Below are 18,656 nucleotides of genomic sequence, written 5' to 3'. Positions count from 1 at the left end.
CTGCATACAGACAGCGTCAGAGCCTCGTTTACCGATTAGAATGAACGCTGAAAGCGCACTTTCAGACCAAGCGCATCTTGGCCATCAAGCGTGGTGCGCTTGTTGTTCCATTGAACATAGGTGAGTTCTGGTGTGATGTTAAAACCTGGCACCAAAGCATAGCTGATATTACCAGTCGCCATCAGGGTTTCGCTGGCATCATAACCAACCTGCAGGTTGAGCTTTGCTTTTTCAGTTGCCTGATAGGCAAGACCACCCCACAAAGCCCAAGCACCACCCCAAGTTCCGTAGAAGCTGTCTACGATACGATACACCTCGCCGTTGGCATTGGCTTTGTAGTGATCATCATTGGATTTGTAAGCAAACTGCGACCACACTGAGAACTTGTCGTTCACCTTGAGGTCGACCTTGACCTTGCCTGCCCATTCTTCATTGCGCGCATCATAGGCAGCGACGCCAGCAATACTGCCCCATGACTGCGCATATTTAAGACCACCCACCACATGCGGCATGTAATCATCGATGGTGACATCCACATCCGCATCGGTATTACCACCCTGTTCAAGTGATAAGGTCGCGGAGAAACCTTCCTTATTTTTGTAGGTGTAGCTGATGAGGTTTGTGCGATAACCACCCGCCAGAATGACGTCGTCGTTCAGCACATTACCCAGATAATCGGTGAAGGTAACAAATGCAGACTGATCAAGACCAACACGCAGGCCACCAAGCTCAATAAAACCCAAACGCAGAGAACCGGACGATGAAGAGTCTGCACCATTGTACCATTGATAGCGCACTTCAGTGACCGTCTTGAGTGTCCCGAGTTCCGTTTCAGTGCCGGTAAATGTGCGGAAGGTGAAACGGGTCAGCTGCGCATAAGTATCCATATCTTTGGTGCTCGGTACGCGCGCATAAGCATTGTCGCCACCACTGACATCATAACGCACATAACCAGCAAAACGCAGGCAGGTTTCAGTTCCAGGGATATAGAAGTAGCCTTTGCCATATGCATCGCAAACGCGAACATATTCAACGGATTCTGGCTCTGGTGCGATGATTGCGTCGGCAGCCGACGCCGCTTGTGACAATGCCAACACAGCAACGGATGCAGATAGAATTTTCTTCATTTGAGTAGTGTCCCCTTTGATTTTAGGCAATAGGAGTTTTTCGGCGGAAAGAGGCTTTCCGTCGTGCTGAGAACAAGCTGCCGGAACTCGCTAAAACCGGACGCCTGCTATGGCTGTGATTGCTGGATAATTGGCTTGGTCAGGACGGAATGTGCAGCACCGTCATCAACTCAAATCCCCCATCTGGATTTCTAAAGTTTGCAGTGACGCGTCATCATTTCGGCAACGTCATCCCGCCCCTCTTCGCGTAATTTTTTGATAGCTGCGCTCATATCCGCTGAACGCTCGTCTTGCCCCAGCTTGAACTTGATCTCCATTTTATCGATCGGCATTTCGTAGCCGACGATATTTGGCAAGCGTCGCTCAAGACCGCCGGGACCAAGTTCCTTCATCTGCCATGGCTTGTCTCGCCCCTTTTCCATGTGCCTGACGAGCTCGTGGAGATGCTTGGTGGTCGCTGCTTCCGACAATATTTTGGGCGCCCCATGAATATGGGCGACCATAAAACTCCATGTCGGTGCGCTGTCTCTTTCCGGGTAGCCCGGATACCAGGACGAAGACACATAATGACCAGCGTCCATCAGGATCGCGATTGAGGGCGATCCGCGCTTCAGAAACTCAACATGATCGTTTGAGGCCGCGACATGCGAGACCAGCGTGCCGTTTTCGCCTCTAGTCCGATCCATCATGAAAATCGGATGAGAAATTGCAACACCACCCTCATGGCTGGTGATCAAAGTGCCAAGAACCGTTCTGTCAACAAGATCGAAAACCTCGTTTACATCGGGCGGCTGGAAATAGGGCTTTGTATAGAGCATGGCTTGTCTCTTGATTTCAGGCGTGAATTGCTGGCAGGCGGTCAGACCATGGGCACATGGTTTCCAACTGGCCTGCGAGTTCAAATAACAGATTTTCTGCCCCATAGGGGGCAATGAACTGGCTGCCAACAGGGAAGCCATCCGACGTTTCGTGTAGCGGCACACTCATTGCAGGCAAGCCAGCCGCATTGACAGGATGGGTAAAGCTCGTGAGTTCCAGAAACTGTTGAACAAAGCTTTCCCAGTCAGGTGAACGCACGTCGAGCATTCCAAGCGGAAATGATGCGACTGGCATGACGGGGCTTAAAACCACATCGCATCCTTGAAACAGGCGACCGAAACTGCGAGCTGTGCTGTTTGCGGTCAGGCGCGCCTGAATGACTTCGGTTGCGGACAAACCCTCACCATAGGCAGCCAATCCCAGATTGGCCGGCTCGAAATAGAGATCATTGGCGGGCTTGCCAGTTGTAGCTGTAACATCGGCGACTTCAATTGCAGTGTAGACAGCAATCAGTTTTTGCACGGCATCTGCCAGCTGAGAACCGTCAAAATCTGGCTGCACGAAAACGACTGTGTGGCCGAGCTGTTCACAAAACGTAATTGTCGCCTCAAGTGCCGCAGCAGATTGCTCATCCAGATGCTCACGAAGAGCGGATTGCTGCCAGACGCCAATGCGCAACTTACGGGGAGTGGTTTTGGCACTGTTAACAAAGAGATCCGTCTTCGCCGGTGCGGCATAAAGCGAACCCGGTTCTAGCGCATCTGTCAGATCGAGCATCGTCGCGGAATCGCGAACCGAGCGCGTCAACACGTGGTGGCTGACCATCCCGCCCCAGTTTTCTGTCGAGACCGGACCACATGGGACGCGGCCACGTGATGGACGCAGTCCGAAAAGACCGCCGCAGGACGCAGGAATGCGGATGGAACCGGCTCCATCATTGCCATAGGCCACAGGCACCATACGCGCAGCAACCGCTGCTGCCGCGCCACCGGAAGAACCACCAATGCTGCGCTTCACGTCCCAAGGATTGAGGGCCGGACCATGCAAAGAGGATTCCGTTGCAACATTGCAGGAAAACTCAGGCAGATTGGTCTTGCCCACAACGACCAGACCGGCGGCTTTATAGCGCTTAACCAGCTCGTGATCGCGATGCGAAATATTGCCTTCAGCTGCACGGCAACCAAAGGACATGGCAGCGCCTGCATAGGATGGGCAATCATCCTTCAACAAAACCGGGACACCGCTGAGCGGCCCTTCTGGCAGTGTTTTAAGCTGCTCTTCGGCCTCATCGCGCATTTCATGAATGACAGCGTTAAGCTGAGGATTGCACCGATCAATCGCTGCAAATGCTTCCTGAACGGCCTCGCGCGGCGACAGAACTTTGGCGCGAATGGCCTCTCCCAGACCGACCGCGTCAGTCCGGATATAATCAAACGATGTAGACGTCATGGGATTATTCCGATGTGATAAGCTTCAGCAATGGGCGCGTTACTGCATCTTGCTAACCGTCCAGAAACGGTCAGTGTCACCAGCCCAACCCTTGTAATCATTCACTTTTGGGCCCGTCGCCGTAATGGATGGTAAATTTACCAGACCAAGGATCGGCACCTGCTCGGCCATCAGCTTGTTGAGTTCGTTGAAGAGCTTTTTACGCTCCTCGACATCACTTGTCGCTGAAACCTGCTTGAGAAGCTCTTCCGCCTTTGCATCATCCCATTGACGCGCAGCGTCGGCTTTCTTGTCACCAATCATCGATTGGAAAGACAACAATGGATCGAGGCGCGCGGAGTAGGCAAAGACTGCAAGTTCATATGCACCACGGCGATACTGGTCGAGCTGGGTTGCCCAATCGCGCACTTCAAGCTGCGCATTGATGCCCGATCCAGCAAGGAACGCCTGAATAATTGTGGCGACCTGTACACGGTTCTGGCGGTTGGCAACCAGAAGACTGATTGGCTCGCCCTTGTACCCTGCCTTGGTAAGCAGTTCCTGTGCCTTGGCGGGATCATAAGCAGGCCAGGCAGCTGCCTGATTATCCGAATAGATCGTATTTGGTGCGATGACCGATGGATTCGGTGTGTACATGCCCTCGCCAATCGCCGCTGCCAGTTGGTTAAGATCGATAGAATGCGCGATCGCCTGACGGAGCTGCGGATCTTTCAGTTTGTCAGAATCTGACTGGATTTGCAGCACCATCCATGCAGGCGTCTGCTGGACATTCACCTTCATTCCCTTTGCTTCCAGATCCTTGACGCCGGTCGGTTCAACTTCATCGATGAAATCGATCTCGCCTGACAACAGACCATTGGTGCGCGTGCTTGAATCGGGAACCGTCATAAACTGGATCGTTTTCATATGACCCTTTTTGTTACCGGCCAAACCATCCGCTGCACCAGACAGCGCCGCGTAATCGTCAAAACGGGTGAGGTCAAGAAAACGGCCCCGTTCCCATTTGGAAAAGGCATAAGGACCGGTACCAATCGGCTTTACAAACTTGCCATCAGCATCAACAGATTCAGGGCTTAATATCCATGGCGTGCATTGGATGGTCGCCATTGTGATGACGAAATTTGGCGCAGGCGCTGCGAAATTGAAACGCACCGTGCTGTCGTCAACAGCCTCAACCGACTTCAATTCGGAATCCACTTTGCCGTTATAGCGGTTCACGCATTGGAAGCCGGTTTCAGGCTTCAGATAACGTTCGAAATTCCACACTACGTCTTTGGCTGTCAGCTCTTTGCCATTCTGGAATTTCACGCCTTGGCGGAGTTTAAAATCATAGACGGTATGGTCAGCGTTTGCAGTCCAGCTTTCAGCCAGCATTGGCTTGATCGCCAGATCATCGCCATAGGCAACCAGACCTTCAGCAATGTGCGCGACGACCACATCGGCATTGGCGTCACGGTTGACACCGGGGTTAATGCTCGCGACATCGGAATGAAAAGCTACGCGTAAGGTCTCGTCATCTGCGGCATGTGCTTGGAAGGATGTGGCGCAGAGGCCAAGGAGCGCGACGCTAAATGCGGCGCATATTGAAGTTGGATTGAACATTTGATTTCCCCTTTTTGTTTTTGGTTTTGTGACAACGTCAGCTTTGTGACTTCAGAACATCAGCGAAAAACGCCTCCACCGGCTCCAGAACCTTGAAAGGTTCATGTGCCACGTCGGGCACCTGGTCTCTGCGAACTCCGATGCCATGCGTCTCGAAAGACCGGGCCAGTGCTTCAATGCGGTCAATCCGGCAATCGCCCTGCAAATCAGCTCCATCCATCCAGAAGGCACTGTCGCGCGGAATGGCAATTTCCCAGGTGGCGGTATCCTCTTTGCCAATAACCGTTTGCACCGTCACCGCTTTCATCGCTTCAAGATCGATACGACAGCCAAAGCGGGCCTCAACATCGCGCACGCCGACCCACCAGTCGTAATCGGGATTAAGCAAGGTCACGACACCGGGGGCACCAATCGAAACGGCTTTGAGCCGTTGCGGATGCAGTATGAAAAAGCGCTGGCAGAACTGCCCACCGCCCGAAAAACCATACATGATCACGCGATTGCTCTTGAGGCGATATTTGGCCGCCACTTCGTCGATCATCGACAGAAGAATATGATCAAAACGAATGCCGTGAAACTCAATGCGTTTGTAATTGGCGAGATCGTCCTGCACAACAATGCCAGCAGGAAACAACGGTGCCAGTACGATGCAACGGTTCTTTTGCGCAAAACTTGCGAAGTGATCGCGATATTGCGCAGCGGTGCGTCCAGTGCCATGGACGATAATGATCAGCTCGTGCGTTTCCGTGCCGTCTTCGTCGTAGTCTTCCGGCACGTAAAGGCAATAGCTGAAGCGCTGATCGAACTGGCTTGCGAAAAAGGTGGTTGGACCAAAATCATAGAAGCTGAGCTTTTTGCCGTGACCCTGCCGTTTGGTTGCAGGCTGTTCTTCAATGATGGACATGATCGCCCTCCTCCCCGAATTTCGTATTTGCGCCGTCGCCACGCCATTTTAGTTTGACGCCACCCTCGCCCGTCAATTCGAGCACCGGAATGGCCGACAGCAGACGGCGGGTATAGTCGTTTTGCGGTGCGTCAAAGATTTCATCACGCGTCCCCTGCTCGATGATGCGTCCCTCATTCATAACAACCACACGGTCAGCAATTTGCTCCACCACGCCCAGATCATGGGTGATGAACAGACAGCCAAAGCCATAGCTCTGCTGAAGTTTGGCAAAGAGATCGAGAACCTGCGCCCGCACCGTGACGTCAAGCGCCGAGACGGCTTCATCGGCGATCACAAAAGCTGGACGGCGCGCAAGCGCACGGGCAATTGCCACACGCTGACGCTGGCCTCCCGACATTTCATGCGCGTAACGATTGGCGTAATCGCCACCGAGACCCACATCGTCGAGCGTATCGCGAATCCGCTCGGCCTTTTGGCTCGAAGAAAGTTCTTTTGAGAAGCGCAGTGCCTCGCCAACCAGTTCACCCACTTTCATGCGCGGATCGAGCGACGAGTAAGGGTCCTGAAACACCATCTGCGTGTGATAGCGATAGTCGGAGTAATGAACCGAACGTCTTTCAACAGGCTGTCCCTTAAACAGCAGCTTGCCCCCACTCGGTTTGATCAATCCGGCCATAACGCGTGCGGCCGTGGTTTTTCCCGAGCCTGAACCGCCAACCACCGCGACGACCTCATTCGGCAAAACATCAATCGTCACGCCGTGCAGTGCGCGTTTGCCGCCAGCCTTCTTGAACCAGCCGCCGCGCCCTTCAAAGTCGACAACCAGATCGCGAACACTGATCAGCGGCTCTGCCTGTGGCACCTCACGGGCGGCTCCCCGAACTGGTAATGTTGAAAGCAGCTTGCGGGTATAATCATGTTGCGGTTTGGCGAGAACATCAGCGGTATGCCCCGTTTCAACCACCTCGCCATGACGCATCACGACAACCCGATTGGAGTATCGTGCGATCATTGGAAGGTCGTGGCTGATGAGTAAAACGGTCGTTCCGCGTTCCCGCGTGAGATCAACCAGCAACTCCATAACCTCGCGCTGGATGACCGCATCGAGCGCCGTTGTCGGCTCGTCGGCAATCAGCAGATCAGGCTGCATCAGCATGGCGCACGCGATCATGATACGCTGGCGCATCCCACCGGAAAACTCATGCGGAAACGCCTCAATCGCACGATCAGGCTCGGCGATACCAACACGCTGCAGCATCGCTCTTATCCATTCGGCATGTTGAGCTTTTTCCGCCGGAAAATGAAGCTCCAGCCCTTCCTCAAGCTGACGTCCGATGGTCAGCGACGGGGTGAGCGATGTCATCGGCTCCTGAAAGATCATAGCGATGCCATCGCCACGAATGCCGCGCAATGCGGCCGACGACATCGTTGATACGTTCTGTCCTTTGAAGCGGATCGCACCATGACTTGTTTTGATGGACGCTGGAACCAGCCCCATGATCGCCCGCGCGAGCATCGTCTTTCCAGAACCGGATTCGCCAACAATACCAAGGATTTCGCCACGCTTGAGCGCGAAGGAAGCACGCTTGACGATCTCCAGTGTGCTATCGCCAACACGCAGGCTTACATTGTCGATTTCGAGCAGGGGTGCGGAAGTCATGAGCGCTTCCTCATGCGTGGGTCGAGGCGGTCGCGCAACGCGTCACCAAGAAGATTAATACCAAGCAGCGACAGCGAAATTGCAAGGCCGGGGAAGATACCAAGCCAAACGGCCTGCTCAATGAAATTGCGACTTCCGGCTAGCATATTGCCCCATGTCGGCGCTGGCGGCGGCACGCCCAGCCCCAGAAAGCTGAGCGAGCTTTCTGCGAGAATTGCCCAGCCGCACATGGATGTTGCCATGACCAGAACAGGTGCCAGACAATTGGGCAGGATATGACGCACCATCGTATAGATTTCCGAGTTTCCCATGACGCGGGAAGCCTCAACGAACTCCCGTTCACGCAGGCTCAGTACCGTACCGCGCACAACGCGAATAACCGAAGACATATAGGCGAGAGCCAGTGCAAGGATGATGCCGTTCTTGTTGGCGCCAAAGACGGCCAGCAAACCAAGAGCCATCAATATGCCGGGGAATGCCAGCAGCGCATCATTGATCATCATTAGAAACCGGTCGAACCAGCCACGTAAGAAGCCACTGATCGCACCAATCAGAACACCACCCAAGGTGGCGATGAAGACTGTGAAAACGCTAATCGAAACGCTGGCGGACGCGCCTTTCATCAGGCGGCTCAATTGGTCGCGCCCAAACTCATCCGTACCAAGCCAGTGCGCAGCACTTGGCGGCGCAAGACGTGCGGTAAAATCAAGCGCGAGCGGATTGTACGGTGTCCAGAAGGAACCAACGAGTGCCACTGTCAGAAGCGTTGCAGTCAAAGCCCCGCCGATTAGGGCATTAAGAGAGATGTTTTTCATTTCGCCGTCACCTTCGGGTCGAAGAACGGATAAAGAAGGTCCACGATCAGATTGACCAGCACATAGACGCAAGCCGTAAACAGCAAGCAACCCTGAATGACCGGATAGTCGCGGGCAAAAATCGCATCGACCAGCAGCCTGCCGAGACCCGGAATGGTGAAAACAGTTTCCACGACGGCAATACCGCCGAGCAGATTACCAAGGATCAAACCAAGCAATGTCCAGGTGGGACCAAATGCATTGCGGAATGCATGGCGCCACATAACGGTTGCTTCCGACAGCCCCTTGGCGCGTGCGTGGGTGATGTAATCAAGGTTCAGCACTTCGAGCGTCGATGCTCGCGCCATACGCAGGATCACGCCAATTTCATGCAGAAACAGCGTCGTGACCGGCAATACCAGATAGAGAAACGCCTTCCATGGATTTTCGCCGAAGCTGACATAACCAACAATCGGCAGCCATCCCAGCTTCAGACCAAATGCCAGCAACAACAGCAAGCCCATCCAGAATGCCGGGATCGACAACAGTAAAGTGGCGCTTGTCACAAGCGTGAGATCCGTCAGGCTGTTTTGTTTCCATGCAGCGATCATACCGAGTGGAACCGCGACCAGCGTGGAAAGCACGACAGCAGACAACACAATACGCGCGCTCACCAAAAACCTTTCCAGAACCAGTGAAAGTACAGGCTGTTGGTTGGCTATGGAAACACCGAGATCGCCATGCAGAACATTGCCGGCCCAGATCAGAAACTGGGTCATGATGCTATGGTTGAGCCCCAGCTGTTCGCGCAAGGCAGCCAATGTCGCCGCATCCGCAGAATCGCCAAGCATCAGAGCCGCAGGATCGCCCGGTATCAACCGGACAATCACAAACACAGCCACCGCCACAATCAGCAATGTTGGAATGGCCATGCCTATTCTGGAGAGCGCAAAGCGCAGCATTTCTTTAGCCTTCGATAAAGAGGGATTTCGCGCGCGGCGCTGCATCGGCAGGAAGCGGCGTATAATCCTGCAGACAATAAGTCGCAAACTCACGATTCAAGGCTGGCAAGGGCGCGATTTCCATCATGCCGAGAGCAGCCTCCATCACCACCATCGCGACCGTTGCGGTGATATTGTCGTGGTTGCCCGGACGTGGCGGACGGCACACGGCATAAGGCGTCAGGAAGTCATCAAACAGCGCTTCTTTGAGTTCCTTACGGCCAATTTTGCCACCATGGGCTTCAAGACACTGGCGCACACGCCAGTCGCGATAAAAGCTCTCCGGCACATATGGAATGCCCGTGTCACGCAGCTTGGTCAGCGCAATCGGACTTATCCAATGATTGGCATGAACGATAAGATCGTTCTCCGGCAGGATCGGGAAGGACTCATCCGGTGCACATTCAAAATCAATACCAAAGCCCGCACTAGTGGCGATCATGATATTGTTTGAGCAGGACTTCGGCGTCGAAGCCACAGCTTTGATTGCTTTGGCAAAATGCTCCTGCTCCAGCACCTTACGACGCACGAGACCAAGCGGAACGCCAAGCTTCTTATAGTCGCGCTCGCATTCAAGATAATTGGCAGTAATCGAGATACCGGCTTCATTAAAGCCGCTGCGCGCCAGACCACCTGCTTCGACAAAAGTAACGAAATCGGGGCCGTTATTGTTGCGGACACGCAGCACGATACCAGTCTCTACACATTCAGAACGCCAGTCCCAGTTCTGGCCGTGCACAAGATTACCTGAAGCACTTCTGGCGGGCATGATGAGCGCGCCGGTGCAACCGTCGTCCTGCTCTTCCGGATCAGGTGCGCCCGTTTCCGCACGCGCCATCGCAACCACTTCCGTACGTGCATTGATCATGACGATCTGCTCAAAAGGGACACCCGCCCCCTTGGCGATACCGCGCATTTCCTCGACATAAGAAGCGTCGAATTCTTCGATCCTGCTAGCAAAATCCTCGATCAGGCTCTGCTTACGCTCAGGCGAAAGACCGAACGCATCGAGCGTGCCTGAGTAAAGGCCAGCGCTTAGCCGGATACGCTCTTTGGCCAAAACCCCATATTGGCGACCGCGCTCTTCCGGTGCGCCAGAAACTGTGATGAATGGAAATGGGGTAATAGACATTCTTGATCCATATTTTGTATTTTGCATCTTCTTAATACAATTCACATTCAATCATTGCGGAGTCAATAGTTTTTTATTAGAATATGGAACAATTTGATTTATACCCTTCCTATGCAGAGTCAGCCTGTCTTTCCAATGGGATAGGCACTACGAGAAAGAAATAGCCTATTGCGAAATATTCCGTATTCTTTGAATTTAAATTCATGGGGGAACGCACATTCAGGGGGTGCCGGGCGTGAATATGAACATTAAGAGATCGACAGAAGGCGAATCCGGCCTGAGCAGTCTTCAGGCGGAAGTCGCGCATAAAATGGTCTCGCTCATATCTGCGGCCCGCTGGAATATTGGAGACCGGCTGTCTGATGCAGCAATTGCCAAGGAGCTTCGCGTATCGCGTTCGCCTGTGCGTCAGGTACTGAACCTGTTGGTACAGCAAGGCATTGTCAGCCAGACCCCAAATCGCGGCTATCAGTTGCATCGTCTTCCTGAACCTGATGAGCTGAACGACAGGCTTCTTCCACCATCCGAAGCTGAGGAGCTTTACCGACGCCTGATGAGTTCACGCGCCTCTGGTACGGTCGGCGATGAAGTGTCCGAAGCTGAACTTGCAGACCAGTTGGGCGCCACACGTGGTGCCGTGCGCCGGGTATTGATGCGTTTTGCAACGGAAGGTCTGGCAGAACGCCTGCCGGGTCATGGCTGGCGATTTGCCGAGTCGCTCGACAATGAGCGTGCCGTCAATGAAAGCTATGCTTTCCGTCTGGTGATTGAGTGCGGAGCACTTGCCCAAGCCGAGTATGCACCGGACCCAATCCAGCTTGCCGCCCTTCAACGCGAGCAGAAAGATATACTAGTTCTACCACTGCAAAGTCTCACACGCGACCTGTGGTTTAATGCCAATGCAAATTTCCATGAAACCATTGTTTCGTGGGCGAACAACCGCTTTTTCACGCAATCCGTCCGCTGGCAGAACCATCTGCGGCGTATGACCGAATATTCCGACTTCGACCGCTTGGGCGAAGAGCGCATCCGCAAGGCTTGTATGGACCATTTGGGCATTTTGGAAGCTATTGAGAACAAGGATTTCGAATTCGCCGCCGCCTTGCTGAAACGCCATATCAGCCGCTCGGGCGCCGAAGACGTTTAACCGGCAAGGCAGTTGTTAAGCGCGGAGTGTAAAATCCGCGCCTCTGGGTCAAACGCGTTCCAGCGCTATCGCAATCCCTTGCCCAACGCCAATACACATTGTCGACAATGCGTATTGGCCACCGGTGAGCGAAAGTTCAAGCGCCGCCGAACCTGTAATGCGTGCGCCTGACATGCCGAGCGGATGTCCTAATGCGATTGCTCCACCATTTGGATTGACGCGGCTATCGTCGTCAGCAACTCCGAATTCCCGCAACACAGCGAGCCCTTGCGAAGCAAAAGCCTCGTTGAGCTCGATCACATCGATCACATCAATGGCGATCCCAAGCCGTGCCAGAAGTTTGCGTGTGGCAGGCAGAGGGCCGATGCCCATAGTCCTTGGTGGAACGCCAGCGGTGGCCCCGCCGATAATACGAGCGATAGGTTTCAGATTGTATTTCTTAATGGCCGCCTCAGAAGCAATGATTAACGCGGCCGCCCCATCATTGACGCCGGATGCATTGCCTGCCGTTACAGTTCCACCGCCTCTGAACGGTGTCCCAAGCTTTGCGAGTGCTTCCATCGTTGTGACACGCGGATGTTCATCCATATCCACAACGACTGGTTCGCCTTTGCGTTGCGGGATGCTTACAGCGACGATTTCTTGAGCAAGACGCCCGTTGGCCTGTGCTGCGGCAGCTTTCTCCTGACTGCGCAACGCGAAAGCATCCTGATCTTGACGTGAGATATTGTAATCTTCAGCAACATTCTCGCCGGTCTCAGGCATGGATTCGACGCCATATTGTTTCTTCATCAGCGGGTTCACAAAACGCCAACCGATAGTCGTGTCAAATATTTCCGCTTTGCGGGAAAACGCGGCATCGGCCTTCGGCATCACGAATGGGGCCCGGCTCATGCTTTCGACGCCCCCTGCGATGATCAACTCAGCCTCGCCGGCCTTGATTGCGCGCGCAGCACTTATAACCGCATCCATCCCTGAACCACAAAGGCGATTAATCGTGGTTCCAGATACGCCGACTGGCAATCCCGCAAGAAGCAGTGACATGCGTGCGACATTACGGTTGTCTTCGCCCGCCTGATTGGCAGAGCCAAAAATAACATCGTCAACCGCTTCCCAGTCGACCGATGCATTGCGTTCCATCAATGCGCGGAGCGGAATGGCTCCGAGATCATCCGCTCTCACGGACGAAAGCGAACCGCCAAAGCGACCGATGGGCGTACGAACATAGTCACAAATATAGGCGTCACTCATTATGAAGTCTCATGGTTCTGGCATAGCAACAAGATTGGGACGTATTCAGGCCTGCAAATGCGAAACGAATTTCGTATTCTGATAGGCATCCAGCGCGTCGGCACCACCTTCTGTTCCGTAACCAGAATCGTTGATGCCGCCGAATGGCACTTCCGGCAGAGCCAGACCATAATGATTGATGGTGATCATTCCGCTGCGTAAGGACGACGAGATTTTCGCGGCATTGGCTGATGATCCGGTGAATGCATAGGCCGCAAGACCATAGTTAAGCCGATTGGCCTCCCCCAACGCCTCATCCAGCGTCTGAAAACTGTTAAGCAGCGCTACTGGGCCAAACGGTTCTTCGTTCATAATCGCAGCCTCAAGTGGCACATCTGCCAGCACGGTTGGCTGGAAAAAGTTTCCGCGATTACCAATGCGCTCACCCCCTGTTACCACAGCAGCCTTGTGTTCTTTAGCTTCGCCGATCAATCGTTCCATGGCATTGACCCGGCGTGCATTGACCAGCGGCCCCATGGTTGTTTCTGCATCGAGACCGTTTCCGACATTCAACGCGCTCGCATATTGGGAAAGCCCTTCGATCACTTGATCATATGCGGGTTCTTCGATCAAAAAGCGGGTTGGCGCGATGCAAATCTGTCCCGCATTACGAAACTTTGCAGCGGCTGCAACCTTGATCGCCTGATCAATATCGGCATCCGCCATGATGATGACAGGTGCATGTCCGCCCAGCTCCATCGTTGCCCGCTTCATATGCAACCCGCTTAATGCCGCAAGTTGTTTCCCTACCTGTGTAGAGCCAGTAAACGACACTTTCTTAATCACGGGATGAGGAATGAGATAAGACGATATTTCCGCCGGATCGCCATAAACGAGATTGATGACACCGTCTGGCAAACCAGCATCAGCAAAAGCACGCACCAACTCAGCCGGAGCAGCAGGTGTGTCTTCCGCAGCTTTCAAAATAATGGAACAACCAGCAGCAAGTGCGGCCGAAATTTTACGAACCGACTGATTGATCGGGAAATTCCATGGTGTGAACGCCGCTACAGGACCAACTGGTTCCTTAATCTCAGTCTGCATCACATGAGCAAAACGCGGTGGGACGATACGGCCATAGCTGCGGCGCGCTTCTTCAGCAAACCAATCGATCAAATCGCAGGCTGCAGCAGCTTCGGTGCGCGCTTCAGCAAGAGGCTTGCCCTGCTCCATCGTCAGCAAATGGGCCACGATTTCGCCACGACTGCGAAAGATATCAGCGGCTTTTCGCAAAACTTTATAGCGATCAAAGGCCGACACCTTGCGCCAAATCTCGAACCCGCGATCGGCAGCAGCCAGTGCATCATCGAGATCAGTGGACGTGGCTTTGGCTATACGGCCAATAGCCTCATTTGTGGCAGGGTTTAGAACCTCTATCGTCTCGCCACGCGACCCATCACGCCATTTCCCATCAATGAAGAGCTGTACGTCGGAATATTCCACTTGAGTTTCCATCGTCCTCTCCTATTGTCAAACTGTCGGTTGATATTGGTGAATGACGCCAGCATCGATCAACTCGGCCAGCTTGATTTGGTCCATATTGAGAACGTCTTCGAGAATAGAAACACTGTCCTCGCCCAGCATCGGAGGCGCTTTGTAAGACGCCTGCTTTTGCGCTTCCAACCCTTGCGCTGGCCGCACCAGCGATACCGGCCCCAGATAAGGGCTTTCCAGAGTTTGTACGACTTCACGCGCCAATACATTCGGGCTTTCAAAAGCTTCTGGGACCGTTTTCACCTGACCTGCAGGAACACCCATTCGCAAGCATTCAGCCATCCAAAACCCACGTGTATTGCTGGAGAAGCGTTTTGCCATCGGCGGTATCAGATCGGCCCGGTTTAAGGCGCGACCGCTTGCTGTCTTAAAACGCTCGTCAGCTGCGAGTTCAGGCAGATCGATAATCTTTTCGCAAAGGATAGCGAACTGACGATCATTGCCGACGGCAAGCGCAAAAGCCCCATCTGAGCATTCGAAAATCTGATAGGGAACAACAGTCGGATGCGCGTTGCCAAAGCGCTTGGGCACATGGCCGCCATTCAGATGTGCGCTGCCGATATTGATAAGCGTATTAAGCGCGCATTCAAACAACGAAATATCGACAAACTGCCCCACACCAGTGGCTTTGCGCTGATAGAGCGCCGCAAGAATGGATTGTGTACCGACCATCCCGGCAACAATATCCGTCATAGCGACACCAATACGCATCGGTTCACCGTCGGTTTGTCCCGTTATTGACATCAAGCCGCTTTCAGCCTGAACCACAAAATCATACCCCGGACGTTGAGCCTCAGGTCCGGTCTGGCCATAGCCGGAAATAGAGCAATAGATGAGCGCCGGGTTAAGCGCCTTCAAAGTATCGTAATCAATCTTTAATCGCTCGACGGTTCCGGCTCGGAAGTTTTCGACGACAACATCAGCCTGCTTTGCCAGTTCGTAAATGATGTTGAGCCCTTCAGGCGATTTCAAATCAAGCGCCAGACTTTTCTTGCCGCGGTTCGCGCAAAGAAAATAAGTGCTCGCTCCCTTATAATTGGGAACGGACCACGCACGCGTGTCGTCGCCGCCCTGAATATTTTCGATCTTCCAGACCTCAGCTCCCAGATCGGCGAGACTCATCGTGGCCCAGGGACCGGCAAGAACGCGCGAGAGATCGAGAACTTTTATTCCAGCCAGTGGCAAAACAGCGTTACTATCGCCCACAGCGGGAACCTTCAGCTCGTTCATTATTGTCAAAGTCACGTCCTTCTCAAACAACCCCGCAAACGGCGGGAGCCGATAGCCAAACTTGATTGGCGAAATTACTGTTACGAGCGCCATTCCTGCGGAAAATGACACGCCACGGCATGGCCATTTCCCTGCATCTGCAACTCAGGCCTGATCTCGGCACAGACCGCCTCCGTCCTGAAACAGCGCGTACGGAACGGACAACCAGACGGCGGATTGATGGGGCTTGGCACATCACCTTTCAGGAGAATTTGCTGCCGCTTTCGCTCAATCACCGGATCGGCGAGCGGCACAGCCGACATCAAAGCCTGCGTATAGGGATGAAGCGGGCGGCTATAGAGCTCGTTGGCCGGAGCTTTTTCAACGATGCGGCCAAGATACATTACCGCAACGGTATGCGAGATGTGCCGCACGACCGACAAATCATGGGCAATGAAAATATATGAGGTGCCAAACTCAGCCTGAATTTCCTGAAGAAGGTTCAAAACACCAGCCTGCACAGACACATCAAGCGCTGACACCGGTTCATCCAGCACCAAGACCTGCGGATTGAGCGCCAAGGCGCGTGCAATCACAACACGTTGACGCTGGCCTCCGGAAAGCTCGTGTGGATACCGCTTGCCGTGCTCTGGATTGAGCCTAACGAGCCGCAACATCTCTTCCACGCGCTCTTTGCGCTGATGCTGCGAAAGATCGCTGATACGGAGAGGTTCTGCGATGCTTTCCGCAATCCGCATACGCGGATGCAGCGAAGCAAACGGGTCCTGAAAGACAAATTGCAAATGCTTGCGCACCGCACGCATTTCTCTTGGCGAAAACTGCGCCACGTTTTGTCCTTGAAAGAGAACCTCGCCGCTGGTCGGCTCAATTAGGCGCAGCAGGCAGCGCCCTAGTGTTGATTTTCCGCAACCAGATTCTCCGACCAAACCAAGGGTTTCGCCCTTTGCCAGATCAAATGAAATGTCGTCGACAGCCTTCACCTCGGCAATGTCACGCTGAAAGATCGTCCCACCTTTGATTGGAAATGACTTTCGCAAATTACGAACCGAAAGGGCTGCGTCGGATAAGGATGGAGTTGCCGTCTGTGATGAAAAAACGGGATTCATAGTACGGCCTCTTTCGTGACCGGCATATCGGCCTTGCGTTGGTATGCAGGCAGGCTGTCAGCAAAGTGGCAGGCCGATATATGGCGCCCGAAATGCTGGTATGCGGGTGGTGTTGTTTTGCAAATTTCCTGTGCGTGGGCGCAACGCGGATGAAATGCGCAGCCGGTTGGAAACGCACCCAGAACTGGTGGTGCACCTTCAATGGAATAAAGCTTGCCGCCGCTGTCGCTCAGCGTAGGGATCGAAGCAATCAAACCGCGCGTATAAGGATGGCGAGGATTATCGAAAAGCTCAAAAACATCCGCCTCTTCAACCACTTCGCCTGCATAGACTACCGCCACGCGGTCAGCGTGACCAGCGAGCACACCCAGATCGTGAGTGATGAGAATTAGTCCCAGACCCAGCTTGTTTTGCAACTCGCGCAAAACTGCCATGATCTGCGCCTGAACAGTCACGTCGAGCGCGGTGGTCGGCTCGTCAGCGATCAGCAGTTCGGGGTCGTTTGCAACTGCCATAGCAATCATGACACGCTGCCGCATCCCACCCGAAAACTCATGCGGATACTGCTTTACCCGCTGATCCGGTTGCGGGATGGAAACAAGTTCCAGCAACTCGATAGCCCGTGCCATTGCAGCCTTGCGGCTCAGTTTTCTTTGATGAAGTTGCAAAGCTTCAATCAGCTGATCGCCGATCTTCATCACCGGATTAAGCGACGAAAGCGGGTCCTGAAAAATCATGGCGATTTTTGAACCGCGCAAACTGCGCATTTCGCGGCGTGATTTACCGACAAGCTCCTCACCAAGAAAAGTGACCGAACCTGTGACTTTTGAGTTTGGTGGATTTAGCCCGATGGAAGCCAGCATCCCGATGGATTTTCCGGAACCGGATTCGCCAACAATTCCCAAAACCTCGCGGCGGTTCAGTTCCAGATTAATACCTCGGACGGCATCGAGCACCATGCCATCGCGGCCAAAACCGACGCGCAAGTTCTCAATTCGAAACAGACTGGCGTTCTCATTTGGATTTGTCATCTTGTTCTCCAATCACTTCGAACGCGGGTCGAAATAGTCGCGAAGACCATCGCCGATGAAATTGAACCCCAGAACGATCGTCAGAATGGCAATACCCGGCCCCATGGCGATCCACCAATTGTAGAAATAGACCGCACCTTCCGCGATCATCGAGCCCCATTCCGGGGTCGGCGGCGTTGCACCAAGTCCGATAAAGCTGAGCGAAGCGGCAAGCAGAATGACCTGTCCCAAATCCATCGTCGCGCTGATCAATATCGGCGTCCAGCAGAGCGGCAGAATATGCTTCAAGAGAACACGTGTGCTGCTTGCGCCGGAGGCAATGGCTGCTTCCACATGCTCGCGTTCACGCACTTCCAGCACCTGAGCGCGCATCAACCGCGCATAAACAGGCCACCAAACAATAACCATTGCGATGGCAGCATTCTCCAGACCCGGTCCGAGCGAAGCGGCAACGGCCATGGCGAGCAGCATCGGCGGAAAAGACAATGTTATATCGACCAGACGCATGATTGCAGAGCCGATGAAACCGCCCTTGTAGCCGGAGATTGCGCCCGCCAAAGCGCCGATAATCACGGCGCTCGCCACCACAATAAGAGCAATAGGCAAAGAGTGCTTCGCTCCATAGAGCGTTCGCGTCAGCACATCGCGTCCAAGGGCATCCGTACCAAGCCAGTGAGACCAACTCGGTGCCTGCAGACGACGCCCGACCATATCAAGCGGATCATAAGGTGTCATATAGGGGGCGAAAAATGTCGCGATGATCCAGAAGCCAACAACCACGATGCCGATGGCAACTGGCAGGGTAAGCCAGCGTGGTATTTTGATTTGGCGCGGTGCAGTATTTACAGTTGCAACCATTTGTTCCCC

The 18,656-nt window shown here is 53.8% G+C and carries 16 protein-coding genes; 1 reads left to right on the top strand and 15 read right to left on the bottom strand.

Annotation, left to right across the window (positions count from 1 at the left end; all coding sequences use genetic code 11):
* Positions 1–35: 35 nt before the first annotated feature.
* The 9 genes from CES85_RS09305 to CES85_RS09265 all read right to left on the bottom strand — a co-directional run bounded on the left by CES85_RS09305 (position 36) and on the right by CES85_RS09265 (position 10,491).
* Positions 36–1,127, bottom strand: a complete 1,092-nt coding sequence (locus tag CES85_RS09305; RefSeq protein WP_095445604.1) for a porin — start codon at positions 1,125–1,127, stop codon at positions 36–38.
* Between the two features lie 191 nt (positions 1,128–1,318).
* Complete coding sequence (locus CES85_RS09300; protein WP_095445603.1) at positions 1,319–1,945, bottom strand: FMN-binding negative transcriptional regulator; 627 nt, start codon at positions 1,943–1,945, stop codon at positions 1,319–1,321.
* A 16-nt stretch (positions 1,946–1,961) separates the two neighbouring features.
* Complete coding sequence (locus CES85_RS09295; protein WP_095445602.1) at positions 1,962–3,395, bottom strand: amidase; 1,434 nt, start codon at positions 3,393–3,395, stop codon at positions 1,962–1,964.
* 39 nt (positions 3,396–3,434) lie between these two features.
* A complete protein-coding gene (locus CES85_RS09290; RefSeq protein ID WP_095445601.1) occupies positions 3,435–4,997 on the bottom strand; it encodes an ABC transporter substrate-binding protein in 1,563 nt (520 codons plus the stop codon).
* 37 nt (positions 4,998–5,034) lie between these two features.
* The gene (locus tag CES85_RS09285; protein ID WP_095445600.1) at positions 5,035–5,901 is read right to left on the bottom strand and encodes an alpha/beta hydrolase family protein; all 867 of its coding nucleotides are present in this window, start codon (positions 5,899–5,901) and stop codon (positions 5,035–5,037) included.
* Positions 5,888–7,564 (bottom strand): dipeptide ABC transporter ATP-binding protein, encoded by a 1,677-nt coding sequence (locus CES85_RS09280; RefSeq protein WP_095445599.1) that lies wholly within the window; start codon positions 7,562–7,564, stop codon positions 5,888–5,890. Before CES85_RS09280 ends, CES85_RS09285 begins: the two co-directional genes overlap by 14 nt.
* A complete protein-coding gene (locus CES85_RS09275; RefSeq protein ID WP_095445598.1) occupies positions 7,561–8,379 on the bottom strand; it encodes an ABC transporter permease in 819 nt (272 codons plus the stop codon). Before CES85_RS09275 ends, CES85_RS09280 begins: the two co-directional genes overlap by 4 nt.
* Positions 8,376–9,320 (bottom strand): ABC transporter permease, encoded by a 945-nt coding sequence (locus tag CES85_RS09270; RefSeq protein ID WP_095445597.1) that lies wholly within the window; start codon positions 9,318–9,320, stop codon positions 8,376–8,378. Before CES85_RS09270 ends, CES85_RS09275 begins: the two co-directional genes overlap by 4 nt.
* 4 nt (positions 9,321–9,324) lie before the next feature.
* Positions 9,325–10,491, bottom strand: a complete 1,167-nt coding sequence (locus CES85_RS09265; RefSeq protein ID WP_244923186.1) for a C45 family autoproteolytic acyltransferase/hydrolase — start codon at positions 10,489–10,491, stop codon at positions 9,325–9,327.
* 241 nt (positions 10,492–10,732) lie between these two features.
* Between CES85_RS09265 and CES85_RS09260 the strand changes: the two genes are divergently transcribed.
* Positions 10,733–11,638, top strand: coding sequence for a GntR family transcriptional regulator (locus CES85_RS09260; RefSeq protein ID WP_095445596.1), 906 nt, complete (start codon positions 10,733–10,735; stop codon positions 11,636–11,638).
* A gap of 48 nt (positions 11,639–11,686) precedes the next feature.
* Here CES85_RS09260 and pcaF read toward each other — a convergent pair whose 3' ends face one another.
* From pcaF to CES85_RS09230, 6 genes are all read right to left on the bottom strand, one after another.
* On the bottom strand, positions 11,687–12,889 hold the full coding sequence (gene pcaF, locus CES85_RS09255; protein ID WP_095445595.1) for a 3-oxoadipyl-CoA thiolase: 1,203 nt from the start codon (positions 12,887–12,889) through the stop codon (positions 11,687–11,689).
* Positions 12,890–12,934: 45 nt separating this feature from the next.
* Positions 12,935–14,383 (bottom strand): NAD-dependent succinate-semialdehyde dehydrogenase, encoded by a 1,449-nt coding sequence (locus CES85_RS09250; RefSeq protein ID WP_095445594.1) that lies wholly within the window; start codon positions 14,381–14,383, stop codon positions 12,935–12,937.
* Positions 14,384–14,398: 15 nt separating this feature from the next.
* Positions 14,399–15,652: a CaiB/BaiF CoA transferase family protein gene (locus CES85_RS09245; RefSeq protein WP_095445779.1), complete on the bottom strand. Its 1,254-nt coding sequence runs from the start codon at positions 15,650–15,652 to the stop codon at positions 14,399–14,401.
* Positions 15,653–15,732: 80 nt separating this feature from the next.
* Positions 15,733–16,758 (bottom strand): ABC transporter ATP-binding protein, encoded by a 1,026-nt coding sequence (locus tag CES85_RS09240; RefSeq protein ID WP_095445593.1) that lies wholly within the window; start codon positions 16,756–16,758, stop codon positions 15,733–15,735.
* Entirely contained in the window at positions 16,755–17,789 is a 1,035-nt protein-coding gene (locus CES85_RS09235; RefSeq protein ID WP_095445592.1) for an ABC transporter ATP-binding protein, read from the bottom strand. The genes CES85_RS09240 and CES85_RS09235 overlap by 4 nt, the downstream gene beginning before the upstream one ends.
* 12 nt (positions 17,790–17,801) lie before the next feature.
* Positions 17,802–18,647, bottom strand: coding sequence for an ABC transporter permease (locus CES85_RS09230; RefSeq protein WP_095445591.1), 846 nt, complete (start codon positions 18,645–18,647; stop codon positions 17,802–17,804).
* Between the last annotated feature and the right edge of the window lie 9 nt (positions 18,648–18,656).

It is taken from the genome of Ochrobactrum quorumnocens (genome assembly GCF_002278035.1).
In the GTDB taxonomy this organism is placed as follows: domain Bacteria; phylum Pseudomonadota; class Alphaproteobacteria; order Rhizobiales; family Rhizobiaceae; genus Brucella; species Brucella quorumnocens.
Note: the sequence above shows the minus strand (reverse complement) of the source record. Positions and strands in the feature narration are given on the sequence as shown.

What these genes read in the sequence shown, in the direction of transcription:
- CES85_RS09235 (WP_095445592.1), bottom strand. Translation starts at nt 17,789, where the DNA reads ATGACAAATCCAAATGAGAACGCCAGTCTGTTTCGAATTGAGAACTTG.
- CES85_RS09240 (WP_095445593.1), bottom strand. Translation starts at nt 16,758, where the DNA reads ATGAATCCCGTTTTTTCATCACAGACGGCAACTCCATCCTTATCCGAC.
- CES85_RS09230 (WP_095445591.1), bottom strand. Translation starts at nt 18,647, where the DNA reads ATGGTTGCAACTGTAAATACTGCACCGCGCCAAATCAAAATACCACGC.
- CES85_RS09305 (WP_095445604.1), bottom strand. Translation starts at nt 1,127, where the DNA reads ATGAAGAAAATTCTATCTGCATCCGTTGCTGTGTTGGCATTGTCACAA.
- CES85_RS09290 (WP_095445601.1), bottom strand. Translation starts at nt 4,997, where the DNA reads ATGTTCAATCCAACTTCAATATGCGCCGCATTTAGCGTCGCGCTCCTT.
- CES85_RS09265 (WP_244923186.1), bottom strand. Translation starts at nt 10,491, where the DNA reads ATGTCTATTACCCCATTTCCATTCATCACAGTTTCTGGCGCACCGGAA.
- CES85_RS09245 (WP_095445779.1), bottom strand. Translation starts at nt 15,652, where the DNA reads ATGAACGAGCTGAAGGTTCCCGCTGTGGGCGATAGTAACGCTGTTTTG.
- CES85_RS09250 (WP_095445594.1), bottom strand. Translation starts at nt 14,383, where the DNA reads ATGGAAACTCAAGTGGAATATTCCGACGTACAGCTCTTCATTGATGGG.
- CES85_RS09260 (WP_095445596.1), top strand. Translation starts at nt 10,733, where the DNA reads ATGAACATTAAGAGATCGACAGAAGGCGAATCCGGCCTGAGCAGTCTT.
- CES85_RS09280 (WP_095445599.1), bottom strand. Translation starts at nt 7,564, where the DNA reads ATGACTTCCGCACCCCTGCTCGAAATCGACAATGTAAGCCTGCGTGTT.
- CES85_RS09275 (WP_095445598.1), bottom strand. Translation starts at nt 8,379, where the DNA reads ATGAAAAACATCTCTCTTAATGCCCTAATCGGCGGGGCTTTGACTGCA.
- pcaF (WP_095445595.1), bottom strand. Translation starts at nt 12,889, where the DNA reads ATGAGTGACGCCTATATTTGTGACTATGTTCGTACGCCCATCGGTCGC.
- CES85_RS09300 (WP_095445603.1), bottom strand. Translation starts at nt 1,945, where the DNA reads ATGCTCTATACAAAGCCCTATTTCCAGCCGCCCGATGTAAACGAGGTT.
- CES85_RS09270 (WP_095445597.1), bottom strand. Translation starts at nt 9,320, where the DNA reads ATGCTGCGCTTTGCGCTCTCCAGAATAGGCATGGCCATTCCAACATTG.
- CES85_RS09285 (WP_095445600.1), bottom strand. Translation starts at nt 5,901, where the DNA reads ATGTCCATCATTGAAGAACAGCCTGCAACCAAACGGCAGGGTCACGGC.
- CES85_RS09295 (WP_095445602.1), bottom strand. Translation starts at nt 3,395, where the DNA reads ATGACGTCTACATCGTTTGATTATATCCGGACTGACGCGGTCGGTCTG.